General features: G+C 71.1%; 12 protein-coding genes and 1 pseudogene. 10 read left to right on the plus strand and 3 right to left on the minus strand.

Annotated features, from left to right (window positions below; all coding sequences use genetic code 11):
- Positions 1-142: 142 nt before the first annotated feature.
- From ACWCXB_RS35980 to holA, 3 genes are all read left to right on the plus strand, one after another.
- A complete protein-coding gene (locus ACWCXB_RS35980; protein ID WP_450728616.1) occupies positions 143-955 on the plus strand; it encodes an arylamine N-acetyltransferase family protein in 813 nt (270 codons plus the stop codon).
- Positions 956-971: 16 nt separating this feature from the next.
- Entirely contained in the window at positions 972-1,217 is a 246-nt protein-coding gene (locus ACWCXB_RS35985) for a hypothetical protein (RefSeq protein ID WP_450728618.1), read from the plus strand.
- A gap of 78 nt (positions 1,218-1,295) precedes the next feature.
- Positions 1,296-2,282, plus strand: a complete 987-nt coding sequence (gene holA / locus ACWCXB_RS35990; RefSeq protein WP_450728620.1) for a DNA polymerase III subunit delta — start codon at positions 1,296-1,298, stop codon at positions 2,280-2,282.
- A 413-nt stretch (positions 2,283-2,695) separates the two neighbouring features.
- On the opposite strand, the gene rpsT is transcribed toward holA, so the two are convergent.
- On the minus strand, positions 2,696-2,962 hold the full coding sequence (gene rpsT / locus ACWCXB_RS35995) for a 30S ribosomal protein S20 (RefSeq protein ID WP_017944951.1): 267 nt from the start codon (positions 2,960-2,962) through the stop codon (positions 2,696-2,698).
- Between the two features lie 216 nt (positions 2,963-3,178).
- On the opposite strand from rpsT, the gene lepA reads away from it, so the two are divergent.
- The 4 genes from lepA (at position 3,179) to hemW (ending at position 10,734) form a co-directional block, all read left to right on the plus strand.
- Positions 3,179-5,050 carry a translation elongation factor 4 gene (lepA, locus tag ACWCXB_RS36000; protein WP_450728622.1) on the plus strand — a complete coding sequence of 624 codons (1,872 nt, stop codon included), beginning with the start codon at positions 3,179-3,181 and terminating at the stop codon, positions 5,048-5,050.
- 332 nt (positions 5,051-5,382) lie between these two features.
- Positions 5,383-7,272 carry an AMP-dependent synthetase/ligase gene (locus ACWCXB_RS36005; RefSeq protein ID WP_450728623.1) on the plus strand — a complete coding sequence of 630 codons (1,890 nt, stop codon included), beginning with the start codon at positions 5,383-5,385 and terminating at the stop codon, positions 7,270-7,272.
- Between the two features lie 299 nt (positions 7,273-7,571).
- Positions 7,572-9,455, plus strand: a complete 1,884-nt coding sequence (locus tag ACWCXB_RS36010) for a SpoIIE family protein phosphatase (protein ID WP_450728633.1) — start codon at positions 7,572-7,574, stop codon at positions 9,453-9,455.
- 46 nt (positions 9,456-9,501) lie between these two features.
- A complete protein-coding gene (gene hemW, locus ACWCXB_RS36015; protein ID WP_450728625.1) occupies positions 9,502-10,734 on the plus strand; it encodes a radical SAM family heme chaperone HemW in 1,233 nt (410 codons plus the stop codon).
- A gap of 261 nt (positions 10,735-10,995) precedes the next feature.
- Here hemW and ACWCXB_RS36020 read toward each other — a convergent pair whose 3' ends face one another.
- Positions 10,996-11,796 carry a DUF3097 domain-containing protein gene (locus tag ACWCXB_RS36020; protein ID WP_450728627.1) on the minus strand — a complete coding sequence of 267 codons (801 nt, stop codon included), beginning with the start codon at positions 11,794-11,796 and terminating at the stop codon, positions 10,996-10,998.
- A gap of 10 nt (positions 11,797-11,806) precedes the next feature.
- The gene (locus tag ACWCXB_RS36025) at positions 11,807-12,538 is read right to left on the minus strand and encodes an MBL fold metallo-hydrolase (RefSeq protein WP_450728629.1); all 732 of its coding nucleotides are present in this window, start codon (positions 12,536-12,538) and stop codon (positions 11,807-11,809) included.
- Between the two features lie 196 nt (positions 12,539-12,734).
- Here ACWCXB_RS36025 and hrcA point away from each other — a divergent pair, with 196 nt between their 5' ends.
- From hrcA to ACWCXB_RS36040, 3 genes and pseudogenes are all read left to right on the plus strand, one after another.
- Positions 12,735-13,751, plus strand: a complete 1,017-nt coding sequence (gene hrcA, locus ACWCXB_RS36030; protein WP_450728635.1) for a heat-inducible transcriptional repressor HrcA — start codon at positions 12,735-12,737, stop codon at positions 13,749-13,751.
- Entirely contained in the window at positions 13,751-14,893 is a 1,143-nt protein-coding gene (dnaJ, locus tag ACWCXB_RS36035; RefSeq protein WP_450728631.1) for a molecular chaperone DnaJ, read from the plus strand. The genes hrcA and dnaJ overlap by 1 nt, the downstream gene beginning before the upstream one ends.
- 26 nt (positions 14,894-14,919) lie before the next feature.
- Positions 14,920-15,013: pseudogene (locus ACWCXB_RS36040) on the plus strand (MBL fold metallo-hydrolase); the annotation flags it as partial.

Raw genomic sequence — 15,013 nt, forward strand, 5'->3', positions numbered from 1 at the left:
CCTCCACACCTACAACCACCACCGCTGCCACACCGCAATCGGAGGGCAACCTCCGATCAGCCGCGTCAACAACGCTGCGGGTCAATACACCTAGGACCAGTGGCGCATGGCGCATCCGTGCACCTCCGGCGAGACTGCGTGCATGGAAACCCGACCGCAGCAGCCGCCGCCGGAGACCGTCGACGCCTACCTCCGCCGTATCGGAGCCCCGCGCCCCGAGCGGGCGGACGCCGAGGCGCTGCGCGAACTGCAGCTGCGGCACCTGCTCTCCGTACCGTTCGAGAACCTCTCGATCCATCTGGGGGAGAACCTGGTCCTGGAGGACAAGCCGCTCCTCGACAAGGTCGTGGGAGCCCGCCGCGGCGGCTTCTGCTACGAACTCAACGGCGCCTTTGCGGCGCTGCTTCGCGGGCTCGGCTTCGGCGTCACCCTGCTCCAGGGCCGGGTGTTCGGGAAGGACGGACGGCTCGGCATCCCGTACGACCATCTCACCCTGCGCGTGGAGGCCGGGGACGGAACGGGCCCCTGGCTGGCCGATGTGGGGTTCGGCGACCACAGCCACCACCCCCTCCTGCTGGAGGAGCGGGGCGAGCAGAGCGACCCGGCGGGTACGTTCCGGATCGTCGAGGCGCCGGAGGGGGATCTCGACGTACTGCGCGACGGCAAACCGCAGTTCCGGATGGACCGGCGTCCGCGTGCACTGGCGGACTTCGAGGCGGGTGCCTGGTACCACCGCACCTCGCCCGCCTCCCACTTCACCCAGTCCCTCGTCTGCTCCCGGCTCACCGAGGACGGCCGGATCACCCTGACCGGCCGGAAGCTGGTGGTGACGGTGCACGGCGAGCGGGAGGAGCGGCAGCTCGGGGACGACGCGGAGGTGCTTGCCGCGTACCGGGACCACTTCGGTGTCGTGCTGGACCGGGTCCCGGAGGTGCGTCGGCCGGGCGTCGGATGACCGGCACAATATGGCGGTGGACGATGTGAGACATGTGCTGGTGCTGCCCGATCGCGACGCCGCGGAGGAGGTCGCCGAGACCGTGGGGGAGCGTTTCGGTGTGGCCGAGGAGCCCCAGCTGTTCCGGGACGCGCTGGCCGGCGAGGACGACGCGGAGGACGCCCAGTGGCTGGTCGTCGTCGAGGATCCGGAGGGCCGGCTCGACGCGGCCGAACTCGACGATTTCGTCGCGGACTGGGACGGCTGGCGCGAGCAGGCCTAGCGAGCCGTAGCGCCGGGGCAGGCCCCGGCGCCCCGGCGGACCGCGGAGTGTCGGTGCCCCGTGCGATGCTGGACCGCGATGGCCACCAGGAAGAACACGAACGACGACCCCCTCGCCCCCCTCACGCTCGCCGTGGGCCAGGAGGACCTGCTGCTGGACCGTGCCGTGCGGCAGGTGGTCGCGGCCGCCAGGGCCGCCGACCCTGACACGGACGTACGCGACCTCGCCCCGGAGCAGCTCCAGCCCGGCACCCTCGCCGAGCTGACGAGCCCCTCGCTCTTCGCGGAGCGCAAGGTCGTCGTCGTGCGGAACGCGCAGGATCTGTCCGCCGACACGATCAAGGACGTCAAGGCGTATCTCGACGCGCCGGTCGAGGAGATCACCCTGGTCCTGCTGCACGCGGGCGGAGCGAAGGGCAAGGGCCTGCTGGACGCGGCGCGCAAGGCCGGCGCTCGTGAGGTGGCGTGTCCCAAGACGACGAAGCCGGCGGAGCGCCTGACGTTCGTGCGGTCAGAGTTCCGCGCGCTGGGTCGGTCCGCGACGCCCGAGGCGTGCCAGGCCCTGGTGGACTCCGTCGGCAGCGATCTGCGGGAGCTGGCGAGCGCGGTGTCGCAACTCGTCGCGGACGTCGAGGGGACGATCGACGAGGCCGTCGTCGGGCGGTACTACACGGGGCGGGCGGAGGCGTCCAGCTTCACGGTCGCCGACCGGGCGGTGGAGGGCCGTGCCGCGGAGGCACTGGAGGCGCTGCGGTGGTCCCTGTCGACCGGGGTCGCTCCGGTGCTGATCACCAGCGCGCTGGCCCAGGGCGTGCGCGCGATCGGCAAGCTCTCGTCGGCGAGGGGCGGCCGGCCGGCCGACCTTGCGCGGGAGCTGGGGATGCCGCCGTGGAAGATCGACCGGGTGCGACAGCAGATGCGTGGCTGGACGCCGGACGGGGTGGCGATCGCGCTGCGCGCGGTCGCGGAGGCGGACGCAGGCGTCAAGGGGGGCGGGGACGATGCGGAGTACGCACTGGAGAAAGCGGTGGTGACGGTGGCGAGGGCGGCGCGTCTGCGGCGTTAGCGTGACGGGGCTGCGCCCCGAGCCCGAGCCCGAGAGCGAGCCTGACCCCGAGCCCGAGCCCCCGCCCCGGTCTCCGGGCCCCCCGGCGTCAGCCGCGCCCGCTTCCCGACTCAGTCCCGCACCCGCGCCCCACCCCGTCCCACCCGGTCCCACCCAGCCCGCCCCCGCACCCCGCGTACGGCGAAGGCCCCGGGCTCGTCCTGGGGAAGGGCGAGGCCGGGGCCTTCGGCGTAAGACGTTGGACTCGCACCCGCGTGGCGAACGCAGGCCGCGTGCGAGTCCGGGGGTGCCGGTCGGGGGCGGATGAGAGGGCCCGCCTGGTCCTTTCCGGCGATCAAGTCGTCCGGCGTGTCACCCCGTGGGGTTTCTGCCGGGGTTCCGGGGGTCGCCCCCCGGGCTTATAGCAGGAGTGCTCAGCCCTGGAGGGAGGCAACCTTGGACGCCAGCGCCGACTTCTTGTTGGCGGCGGCGTTCTTGTGGATGACACCCTTCGAGACAGCCTTGTCGAGCTTGCGGGAGGCCTCGCGAGCGGCCACGGTGGCCTTCTCGACGTCACCCGCCGCGACAGCCTCACGGGCCTTGCGGATCGCGGTCTTGAGCGAGGACTTGACGGCCTTGTTGCGCAGGCGCGCCTTCTCGTTCGTCTTGTTCCGCTTGATCTGGGACTTGATGTTCGCCACGAAAGAGCCTTTTCAGGTTCGATGATCTTCAGAGGTGTGACTCGCGGCCGAGAGGGCGTACGAGACACAGCTGCCCAGGCTACCAGCCGCTGTCGGACCGGCCCAAACCGAGCACCGGGCCGCAGCCATGGGACGATGGAGACTGCGTATCGATCCGACATCGTCCGACTTCGACCCGAGACACGAGCGCCCGGCGCTCAAGAATCAGGACCCTGCGTGCCCGCGACCCCTACCCATGTGCCCGAGCCGAGCCGTACCGACCCGGCTCTGATCCGCAACTTCTGCATCATCGCGCACATCGACCACGGCAAGTCCACGCTTGCCGACCGGATGCTTCAGCTCACCGGTGTGGTCGAGCAGCGGCAGATGCGCGCTCAGTACCTCGACCGTATGGACATCGAGCGTGAGCGCGGCATCACGATCAAGTCCCAGGCTGTGCGTCTGCCCTGGGCGCCCACCACGGGCGAGGGCCAGGGCAAGACCCACATCCTCAACATGATCGACACTCCGGGCCACGTCGACTTCACGTACGAGGTGTCCCGTTCCCTCGCCGCCTGCGAGGGCACGGTCCTGCTGGTGGACGCCGCCCAGGGCATCGAGGCGCAGACCCTCGCCAACCTCTACCTTGCGATGGAGAACGACCTCACCATCGTCCCGGTCCTCAATAAGATCGACCTGCCGGCCGCGCAGCCCGAGAAGTTCTCCGAGGAGCTCGCGAACCTCATCGGCTGCGACCCCTCGGACGTGCTGAAGGTCTCGGCCAAGACCGGCGTCGGCGTCGACGCCCTGCTCGACCGGGTGGTCCAGGACGTTCCCGCCCCGGTCGGCGTCAAGGACGCCCCGGCCCGCGCGATGATCTTCGACTCCGTCTACGACTCCTACCGCGGCGTCGTCACGTACGTACGAGTCATCGACGGTCAGCTCAACAAGCGCGAGCGCATCAGGATGATGTCCACCGGCGCCACGCACGAGCTGCTGGAGATCGGCACCAACTCCCCGGAGATGCTCCCGGCCGACGGCCTCGGCGTCGGTGAAGTCGGTTACCTCATCACGGGTGTGAAGGACGTCCGCCAGTCCAAGGTCGGTGACACGATCACGACCCTGCACAAGGGCGCCACCGAGGCGCTCGGCGGCTACAAGGACCCCAAGCCGATGGTGTTCTCCGGCCTCTACCCGCTGGACGGCTCGGACTACCCCGAGCTGCGTGACGCCCTCGACAAGCTGCAGCTCAACGACGCCGCCCTCGTCTACGAGCCGGAGACCTCCGCGGCCCTCGGCTTCGGCTTCCGCGTCGGCTTCCTCGGCCTGCTCCACCTCGATGTGATCCGCGAGCGGCTCGAGCGCGAGTTCGGCCTCGACCTGATCGCGACCGCGCCCAACGTGGTCTACCGGGTCGTCATGGAGGACGGCAGCGAGCACACCGTCACCAACCCGAGCGAGTTCCCCGAGGGCAAGATCGACGAGGTCTTCGAGCCGGTCGTACGGGCGACGATCCTCGCGCCGAGCGAGTTCATCGGCTCGATCATGGAGCTCTGCCAGAACCGCCGTGGCGTGCTGCTCGGCATGGACTATCTCTCCGAGGACCGGGTCGAGATCCGCTACACCCTCCCCCTCGCCGAGATCGTCTTCGACTTCTTCGACCAGCTGAAGTCCAAGACCCGCGGTTACGCGTCGCTCGACTACGAGCCCACCGGCGAGCAGAACGCCCAGCTGGTGAAGGTCGACATCCTGCTGCACGGCGACAAGGTCGACGCGTTCTCCGCGATCACCCACAAGGACGCGGCGTACGCGTACGGCGTACGGCTCGTGGCCAAGCTCAGGGAGCTGATCCCGCGCCAGGCCTTCGAGGTGCCCATCCAGGCCGCCATCGGCTCCCGGGTCATCGCCCGCGAGACCATCCGCGCCATCCGCAAGGACGTCCTCGCCAAGTGCTACGGCGGTGACATCTCCCGTAAGCGGAAGCTGCTCGAGAAGCAGAAGGAGGGCAAGAAGCGGATGAAGATGGTCGGTTCTGTGGAGGTTCCGCAGGAGGCGTTCATCGCGGTGCTCTCCAGCGACGACTCCGCAGGTGGCAAGGCGAAGAAGTAATACCGGCGAAACAAGGACGCGGGTCGGCGGAGAAGCTTCGCAGAAGTGGCGAAGCGGTGGCGGCCGGGTAGCTCAGAAGCACCAAGTGCCCCATTTGCCTGACCCGGCCCATGGGCCCCTGCGCTGCGGCGCGGGGGCCCGTTCGTTATCAAGCGGCAGCCCACAGCCTCTTACGCGGCGGTGCGCGGCGCTCTACCCTGATCTCGCTCGGGGTTACTCACGAGTTAAACAACCGTGACCGGCCGAGCAGAACAGTCAGCCGTGCAGTTCAAAGTCAGTCGTGCAGTCAAAGCCAGTCGTGCAGCAACGCCGCAGCAGGCCCGGAGGATGTCGTGACCGACACACAGACCCAGATCGAGAACCGACCGCCCTCTGTGGCGACCCTCTTCGTCCAGCGCGTGGCGGCGACTCCGGATGCGGAGGCGTACCGCTACCCGGTCCCGTCCGCCACCGGTCAGGGCCCCGACGAATGGAAGTCGCTGAGCTGGGGCGAGGCCGCCGAGCGGGTGTACGCCATCGCGGCCGGGCTGATCGATCTGGGGGTGCGGTCCGAGGAGCGCGTCGCGCTCGCCTCCGCCACCCGGGTGGAATGGATCCTCGCCGACCTCGGCATCCTCTGCGCGGGTGCGGCCACGACGACCGTCTACCCCCAGACCAACGCCGAGGAGTCGGCGTACATCCTCTCCGACTCCGAGAGCCGCGTGCTCGTCGCGGAGGACGCGGCCCAGCTGGCCAAGGCCCGTGAGAAGCGCGCCGAGCTGCCGAACCTCCAGCACGTCGTCGTGATCGACCCTGCCGCTGCCGAGCCGGCCGAAGGCGACCCCGAGGGCTGGGTGATCTCCCTCGCCGACCTGGAGGCGCGCGGCGCCGAGTACCTCGCCAAGCATCCGAGCGCGGTCAAGGAGCGCGTCGAGGCGATCACCTCCGAGCAGCTCGCCACCCTCATCTACACCTCGGGCACCACGGGTCGCCCCAAGGGCGTCCGGCTGCCGCACGACAACTGGTCGTACATGGCCAAGGCCATCGCCGCGACCGGCCTCGTCACCAAGGACGACGTCCAGTACCTGTGGCTGCCGCTCGCGCACGTCTTCGGCAAGGTCCTGACCTCCGGCCAGATCGAGGTCGGGCACGTCACCGCCGTCGACGGCCGCGTCGACAAGATCATCGAGAATCTCCCGGTCGTCCAGCCGACGTACATGGCGGCCGTGCCCCGCATCTTCGAGAAGGTCTACAACGGGGTGGCCGCCAAGGCGCGCGCCGGCGGCGCCGCCAAGTACAAGATCTTCCAGTGGGCGGCCGGGGTCGCGCGCGAGTACGCCAAGGAATCGCAGGACAACTTCCGCCGCACCGGCACGGCTTCGGCCTCCTTCGGTCTCACCGCCAAGCACAAGGTCGCCGACGCGCTCGTCTACTCCAAGCTCCGCGAGGCCTTCGGCGGCCGGCTGCGCGCCGCCGTCTCCGGCTCCGCGGCTCTCTCGCCCGAGATCGGGTTCTTCTTCGCCGGCGCCGGTATCCACATCCTGGAGGGCTACGGCCTCACCGAATCCAGCGCCGCCTCCTTCGTCAACCCGGGCGAGGCGTACCGCACCGGCACCGTCGGCAAGCCGGTGCCCGGCTGCGAGGTCCGCATCGCGGATGACGGCGAGATCCTGCTGCGCGGCCCCGGCATCATGCAGGGCTACCACGGGCTGCCGGAGAAGACCGCCGAAGTGCTGGAGCCCGACGGCTGGTTCCACACCGGTGACATCGGCGAGCTGTCGGCCGACGGCTATCTGAAGATCACCGACCGCAAGAAGGACCTCATCAAGACCTCCGGCGGCAAGTACATCGCCCCGGCCGAGGTCGAGGGTCAGTTCAAGGCCGTCTGCCCGTTCGTCTCCAACATCCTGGTCCACGGCGCGGACCGGAACTTCTGCACCGCCCTCATCGCCCTCGACGAGCCGGCCATCCTCGGCTGGGCCAAGGAGAACGGCCTCGACGGCAAGTCCTACGCAGAGGTCGTCGCCGCCCCGCAGACGGAGCAGCTCATCGAGGGCTACGTGAAGCGTCTCAACCAGGGCCTGCAGCGCTGGCAGACCATCAAGAAGTTCCGCCTGCTGCCGCGTGACCTGGACATCGAGCACGGCGAACTGACGCCCAGTCTGAAGCTGAAGCGGCCGGTCGTCGAACGTGAGTACAAGGACCTGATCGAGTCGATGTACGAGGGCTCGCGGGAGGCGTAGCACCGCGCACGGCTTGTCGGCGCAGGGGGCATGGCCCTCTGCGCCGACCTCTTTCCGGGGCGCGGCTCCCTGCTTCCTCTGTTCGGGGCGCGGCCCTCTGCGCCGGCCCCCCTGCGCGCTCACCGGCACACCTCGCGCCCCTTTCATGACGGAATGCCGCCGTCCGGGTATGTTCGGGCCCCCCGAGTTCGATGACTCGCCGCTTACGGGCGGGCTCGGTCTGTCACTCTGTCCCTGTCGTCAGTCGCCGTGGGGCGACGCCAGATCCGGACAGGAGCCGCAGCGTGGGGTCCGTTCCGATGCAGCAGGAGACCACTCACCGGTCGGTGCACCTCATCTCGCAGCGCGGCGACGCACGGGCCGCGGCGCGCACCAGCCTGCCGGGGAATCCGCTGGCCGCGTCCGCCGCGCGGCGGTTCGTGCGGGTGGCGCTGGCCGACTGGACGCGGCTGGGCATGGTGGCCACGCGGGGCGCGGACCGGATGGCCGACGATGCCGTGCTCGTCGTGAGCGAACTCGTGACCAACGCCGTCGTGCACGCGGGGACCACCGTGGAGGTGCTCGTGCGGCTGGACGGGGCGAGCGACGACGATCCGGCGTCGCTGGTCGTCGAGGTGGCCGACCATCATCCGGCGCGCGCGGTACGGAGCGACGCGCCGGATCCCGGGGCGGCGTCCGACGAGCCGGAGTACGGCCGGGGGCTGCAGCTGGTCGCGGCGCTCGCCGCGTCCTGGGGGATCACCTACCGGCCGGGGCTCAAGGCGGTGTGGGCACGGCTGGCGCTCGACGGGTGCGGTGCGGCGGGGGCGGGCGTGGCGCAGCGCGGGCTGCGGGCCGCCGAGATCCTCGCTCCGGCGCCGCGCAGGGCCGTCCGGGACGACCGGGACTGGACGGGCCGCGGGGCACTGTCGTTTCTCGCCGAGGCGTCCGACCTGCTGGCAGGGCAGCTCGACGAGGACATGGTCGCGGCGCTGGCCGGGCAGCTGCTGGTGCCGCGGCTCGCCGACTGGTGCGCGGTGTGGCTGGACGGCGAGACAGGGCCCCTGCCCAGGCTGGCCAAGGTCTGGCACGCGGACGAGTCCGCGATCGAGAGCCTGCACGCGGTGCTGGCCAAGGAGCCGCCGCGGCTGGCGCACGATGCCCGCGGTGCGGCCGTGCCCGTTCCTGTCGCCTGGCCCGAGGACCCCGCGGCCGGGGAACGGAGCGCCGTCGCGTTCCGGCTGATCGCCGGCGCGCGGCCCGTCGGCACCCTGCTGCTGGGCCGCGAAGGCCCGCCGGACGCCCGCGCGGGCGTCTCCGGCGAGGAGACCGCGCTGATCGAGGACTTCGCGCGCCGCGTCGGCCTCGCGATCGGCGCCGCCCGCGCCTACACCCGGCAGGCCACCATCAGCCGGGTGCTCCAGCGCGGCCTGCTGCCCGCCCAGGTCGCGCAGATTCCCGGCGTCGACAGCTCCCTCGTGTACGAGCCCAGCGACGAGGGCCTCGCGGGCGGCGACTTCTACGACATCTTCCCGGCGGGCAACGGCGGCCGCTGGTGCTTCATGCTCGGCGACGTCCAGGGCAGCGGCCCCGAAGCCGCCGTGGTCACCGGCCTCGCCCGCCCCTGGCTGCGCCTGCTCGCCCGCGAGGGCTACCAGGTCGGCGAGGTCCTCGACCGCCTCAACGGTCTGCTCCTCGACGACGCCCTGGAGGCCGCCGAGGCGGCGGCGCTCATGGTCGCGGGTCCCGACCGGGCGACCCTCGACGGTACGTACGAGGGGCCGCAGTCGCGTTTCCTGTCCCTCCTGTACGGGGAGCTCACCCCGCTCCCCGACAGCACCGGCGTCCGCTGCACCCTCGCCTGCGCCGGCCACCCGCTCCCCCTGCTGCTGCGCCCCGACGGGACGGTTCGCCCGGCCGCCGAGTCCCAGCTGCTTCTCGGAGTCGTCGAGGACGCCGCGTACGAGAGCCAGACCTTCGACCTGGAGCCGGGCGACACGCTGCTCTGCGTCACCGACGGGGTCACCGAGCGGCGCTCCGGGCAGCGGATGTTCGACGACGGCGACGGGCTGGCGCGGGCCCTCGCGGAGTGTGTCGGGCTCACGGCCCAGGGCGTCGCCGACCGGATAAGGCAGGCCGTGCACACCTTCGCGGATGCCCCGCCGGGCGACGATCTGGCGCTGCTGGTGCTGCAGGCCCGCTGAACGCCGGCTGTCCGGAGAACTCCGCACGTGGCGGACAATGGGGCGTATGCCTTCCGTACTGCCTGATGGTGAGCCCATGCCCCTGGACGGGGCACTGCCCGCGCACGCCCTCGCGGGCGCCGGCGACCGGCCCCTCGGGTTCTATCTGCACGTTCCGTACTGCGCCACGCGCTGCGGCTACTGCGACTTCAACACGTACACGGCGACCGAGCTGCGCGGCAGCGGCGGCGTGCTGGCGTCCCGAGACAACTACGCGGACACGCTGATCGAGGAGATCCGGCTCGCCCGCAAGGTCCTCGGCGACGATCCGCGCCCGGTGCGGACGGTCTTCGTGGGCGGCGGTACGCCGACGCTGCTCGCCGCCGCGGATCTCGTACGGATGCTCGGGGCGGTCCGCGAGGAGTTCGGTCTCGCGGACGACGCGGAGGTCACGACGGAGGCGAACCCGGAGTCCGTCGACCCCGCGTATCTGGCGGAGCTGCGGGCCGGGGGCTTCAACCGGGTGTCCTTCGGAATGCAGAGCGCACGGCAGCACGTACTGAAGGTGCTCGACCGTACGCACACGCCGGGGCGGCCCGAGGCGTGCGTCGCCGAGGCGCGGGCGGCGGGCTTCGAGCATGTGAACCTCGACCTCATCTACGGCACGCCGGGGGAGAGCGACGACGACTGGCGGGCGTCGCTGGACGCGGCGATCGGGGCCGGACCGGACCATGTCAGCGCGTATGCGCTGATCGTGGAGGAGGGCACGCAGCTGGCGCGGCGGATCCGCCGCGGCGAGGTGCCGATGACGGACGACGACGTGCACGCGGACCGGTACCTGATCGCCGACGAGGTGCTGTCCGGTGCGGGCTTCGAGTGGTACGAGGTCTCGAACTGGGCCACGACGGAGGCGGGGCGCTGCCTGCACAACGAGCTGTACTGGCGCGGGGCCGACTGGTGGGGGGCCGGGCCGGGCGCCCACAGCCATGTGGGCGGGGTGCGGTGGTGGAACGTGAAGCATCCCGGCGCGTATGCGGGGGCGCTGGCGGAGGGGCGCTCGCCCGGGGCCGGGCGGGAGGTCCTGGCGGACGAGGACCGGCGGGTGGAGCGGGTGCTGCTGGAGCTGAGGCTGCTGGAGGGGTGCCCGTTGTCGCTCCTGCGCGCGGCGGGCCTGGAGGCGTCCCGGCGGGCGCTGGCGGACGGGCTGCTGGAGCCCGGGCCGTACGAGGCGGGGCGTGCCGTGCTGACCTTGCGCGGTCGGCTCCTGGCCGATGCGGTGGTCCGGGACCTGGTGGACTGAGCGTCCACGCCGCTGGACCGGGCCTCCGGGCCCAGGGCCCACCTGTACGGCACCCGGCACCGGGGGTTGTGCCCACCCTCCCCCACTAGGCCCTGTCCGGCCGATCTTGCCGGGCTCGCGTGCCCTGGTGCCGCACCTCGCTGCGTTGTCGTCGGTCACCGACTCCCCCGTAGCCCTTCGGGCACGGGGGTGCCCCCATTCGCTTCGCTCGCCCTGCGGAACGACTGCCCACAACGGTTGCGGCGCGACTGCCCGCAACAGCTACGCGGTGACGAAGTCGATCAGTTCTTCCACCCTGCCCAGGAGCGCCGGCTCCAGGTCCTTGTAGCTCGTCACATGCGACAGGATGTGCTGCCAGGCCGCGCCCGTGTTGGAGGGCCAGCCCAACGCGCGGCACACGCCCGTCTTCCAGTCCTGGCCGCGCGGCACGGACGGCCAGGCCGCGATTCCCAGTGACGAGGGCTTCACGGCCTCCCACACGTCGATGTACGGGTGGCCGACCACCAGGACGTGCGGGTCCGTGACGGAAGCGGCGATGCGGGACTCCTTCGAGCCCGGGACCAGATGGTCCACCAGTACGCCCAGGCGGGCGTCCGCCGAGGGGGAGAAGTCCGCGACGATCGAGGGAAGGTCGTCGATGCCCTCCAGGTACTCGACGACCACGCCCTCGATGCGCAGATCGTCGCCCCACACCTTCTCGACCAGCTCCGCGTCGTGGCGGCCCTCCACGTAGATGCGGCCCGCGCGGGCGACCCGGGCCCGCGCCCCGGGGACGGCGACCGAGCCCGAAGCCGTGCGGGTGGGTCGTCCGGGGGCGCCGGAGGACGGCCGGACCAGCGTGACGACCTTGCCCTCCAGCAGAAAGCCGCGCGGCTCCAGCGGGAACACGCGGTGCTTGCCGAAGCGGTCCTCCAGGGTCACCGTCCCCGCCTCGCAGCGGATCACCGCCCCGCAGAAGCCGGTCGTGACCTCCTCGACGACCAGGTCCGGCTCGGCCGGCACCTCTGGAGCGGGCTGCCGCCTCTTCCAGGGAGGGGTGAGATCGGGGCTGTAGCTGCGCATTGGGCAGACGCTACGACACCGCGAACCGCCGGGCCAGCTCGTCCCGTTGGGCGCGGACGAAAGCGGCGTCCACCACCGCCCCGTGCCCCGGGACGTACACCGCGTCCTCCCCGCCCAGCGAGAGGAGCCGGTCCAAGGCCGCGGGCCAGCGGGAGGGGATCGCGTCGGGGCCCGCCTGGGGGTCACCGGACTCCTCCACCAGGTCGCCGCAGAAGACGATCTCCGGGTCCGTGGCCGTGGCGGGCACGAGCAGGGTGAGGTCGTGGCCCGTGTGGCCAGGGCCGACGTTCGCGAGGAGGACCTGCCGGCCGCCGAGGTCCAGCGTCCACTCGCCGGAGACCACGTGCTGCGGCGCGACCAGCACATCCGTGGCCTGCGCCGCGTCGGCGGGCGCCACCCCGTGGCGGATGGCGTCGTCGCGCAGTATGTCCCGGTCCCGGACGAGCAGGTCGTCGACGCCGACCGCGCCGTACACGCGCACGGCCGAGAACGCCGCCGTGCCGAAGACATGATCGAAGTGCGGGTGGCTGAGCGCGATATGGGTCACATGGCGGCCGCCGAGGAGGGTCTGGATCTGGGCACGGAGTTCGGCACCCTCGCGGAGTGTCGCGCCGGTGTCGTACAGGAGGACCGAGTCGTCCCCGACCACAACTCCGGCCGTCGCGTCCCAGATCGGCAGGCGGCGGCGGCCCACGCCGTCGGCGAGCCGTTCCCAGCCGAAGTCTTCCCAACCGACGTCCATACGGCGACGCTATCCCGGGCGACCAGCGGCGTCCCCTCGACAGAGTGCCTGGCCGCCCTTGCTCGGGGCGTACCCACCGGCCGTACACTGGCCCGGGGAAGGCTGGCACTCCGACGCAACGAGTGCCAAGCAGCCAGGAAAGCAACAGGCAAGCAAGACCGACGACCCGCCGATGATCCAGCTGGAGGTGCGCGCGATGCTCAGCGAACGCAGACTCGAGGTCCTTCGCGCCATCGTCCAGGACTATGTCGGCACGGAGGAGCCCGTCGGCTCCAAGGCCCTCACCGAGCGCCACAAGCTCGGTGTCTCGCCGGCCACCGTGCGCAACGACATGGCGGTGCTGGAGGAGGAAGGGTTCATCGCCCAGCCCCACACCAGCGCCGGCCGGATCCCGACGGACAAGGGCTACCGCCTGTTCGTCGACAAACTGGCGGGCGTCAAGCCGCTGTCGTCGCCCGAGCGGCGCGCGATCCAGAACTTCCTCGACGGAGCCGTCGACCTCGACGACGTCGTGGCCCGTACGGTACGGCTGCTCGCCCAGCTGACCCGGCAGGTCGCGGTCGTCCAGTACCCGTCCCTCACCCGTTCGACCGTGCGCCACGTGGAGCTGCTGGCACTCGCCCCGGCCCGCGTGATGCTCGTGCTGATCACGGACACGGGACGGGTCGAGCAGCGGCACGTGGACTGCCCGGCGCCGTTCGGCGAGACCTCGCTGGCGGATCTGCGGGCCCGGCTGAACAGCCGGGTGGTGGGCAGGCGCTTCACCGACGTACCGCAGCTGGTGCAGGACCTTCCCGAGTCGTTCGAACTCGACGACCGGGGCACGGTCTCCGCGGTGCTCGCCACCCTCCTGGAAACCCTCGTCGAGGAGACAGAGGAGCGGCTGATGATCGGCGGCACCGCCAATCTGACGCGCTTCGGCCACGACTTCCCGCTGACGATCCGGCCCGTGCTGGAGGCGTTGGAGGAGCAGGTCGTGCTGCTGAAGCTGCTCGGCGAGGCCAAGGACTCGGGCATGACCGTACGGATCGGGCACGAGAACGCCCATGAGGGCCTCAACTCCACGTCCGTCGTCGCGGTCGGCTACGGTTCGGGCGACGAGGCAGTCGCCAAACTCGGCGTGGTCGGACCGACCCGCATGGACTACCCCGGAACGATGGGAGCGGTACGCGCAGTGGCACGTTACGTCGGACAGATCCTGGCGGAGTCGTAGTGGCCACGGACTATTACGCCGTACTCGGCGTGCGCCGCGACGCATCGCAGGACGAGATCAAGAAGGCTTTCCGGCGGCTGGCGCGGGAGCTTCACCCGGATGTGAATCCGGACCCGAAGACGCAGGAACGCTTCAAGGAGATCAACGCCGCCTACGAGGTGCTGTCGGACCCGCAGAAGAAGCAGGTCTACGACCTCGGCGGAGACCCGCTCTCCGCGTCCGGTGGCGCCGGCGCGGGTGCCGGAGGCTTCGGCGCGGGCGGCTTCGGGAACTTCTCGGACATCATGGACGCCTTCTTCGGTACGGCGTCCCAGCGCGGGCCCAGGTCGCGGACGCGGCGCGGGCAGGACGCGATGATCCGGCTGGAGATCGAGCTCAGCGAGGCGGCCTTCGGCACGACGAAGGACATCCAGGTCGACACGGCTGTCGTGTGTACGACCTGCTCGGGCGAGGGCGCGGCGCCGGGGACCTCGGCGCAGACGTGCGACATGTGCCGGGGCCGTGGTGAGGTCTCCCAGGTGACCCGGTCGTTCCTCGGCCAGGTCATGACGTCCCGTCCCTGCCCCCAGTGCCAGGGCTTCGGGACCGTCGTCCCGACGCCGTGCCCGGAGTGCGCGGGCGACGGGCGGGTGCGTTCGCGTCGTACGTTGACCGTGAAGATCCCCGCCGGTGTCGACAACGGCACGCGCATCCAGCTCGCCGGCGAGGGCGAGGTCGGGCCCGGTGGCGGTCCTGCCGGTGACCTGTACGTCGAGATCCACGAGCTGCCGCATCCGATGTTCCAGCGGCGCGGCGACGATCTGCACTGCACGGTGACCATTCCGATGACCGCGGGCGCGCTCGGCACGAAGGTGCCGCTCGAGACGCTGGACGGGATGGAGGAGGTCGACATCCGTCCCGGCACCCAGTCCGGGCAGTCGATCCCGCTGCACGGGCGCGGCATCACGCACCTGCGCGGTGGGGGCCGTGGTGACCTCATCGTCCACGTCGAGGTGCAGACGCCGTCGAAGCTGGATCCGGAGCAGGAGCGGTTGCTGCGGGAGCTTGCGAAGCTGCGGGGTGAGGAGCGGCCGATGGGGCAGTTCCAGCCGGGGCAGCAGGGGCTGTTCTCCCGCCTGAAGGACGCGTTCAACGGCAGGTGAGGGGGGTACCCCCTCACCTGGCTCCCCCCCTCGACGACATACACCTCCGGAATGTCGTCGCGACCGCCGAGAAGGCCGGGAAACGGGTCGCCCTGACCCTGCTCACGCACGGCCACCCGG

It is taken from the genome of Streptomyces sp. NPDC001514, from assembly GCF_053597075.1.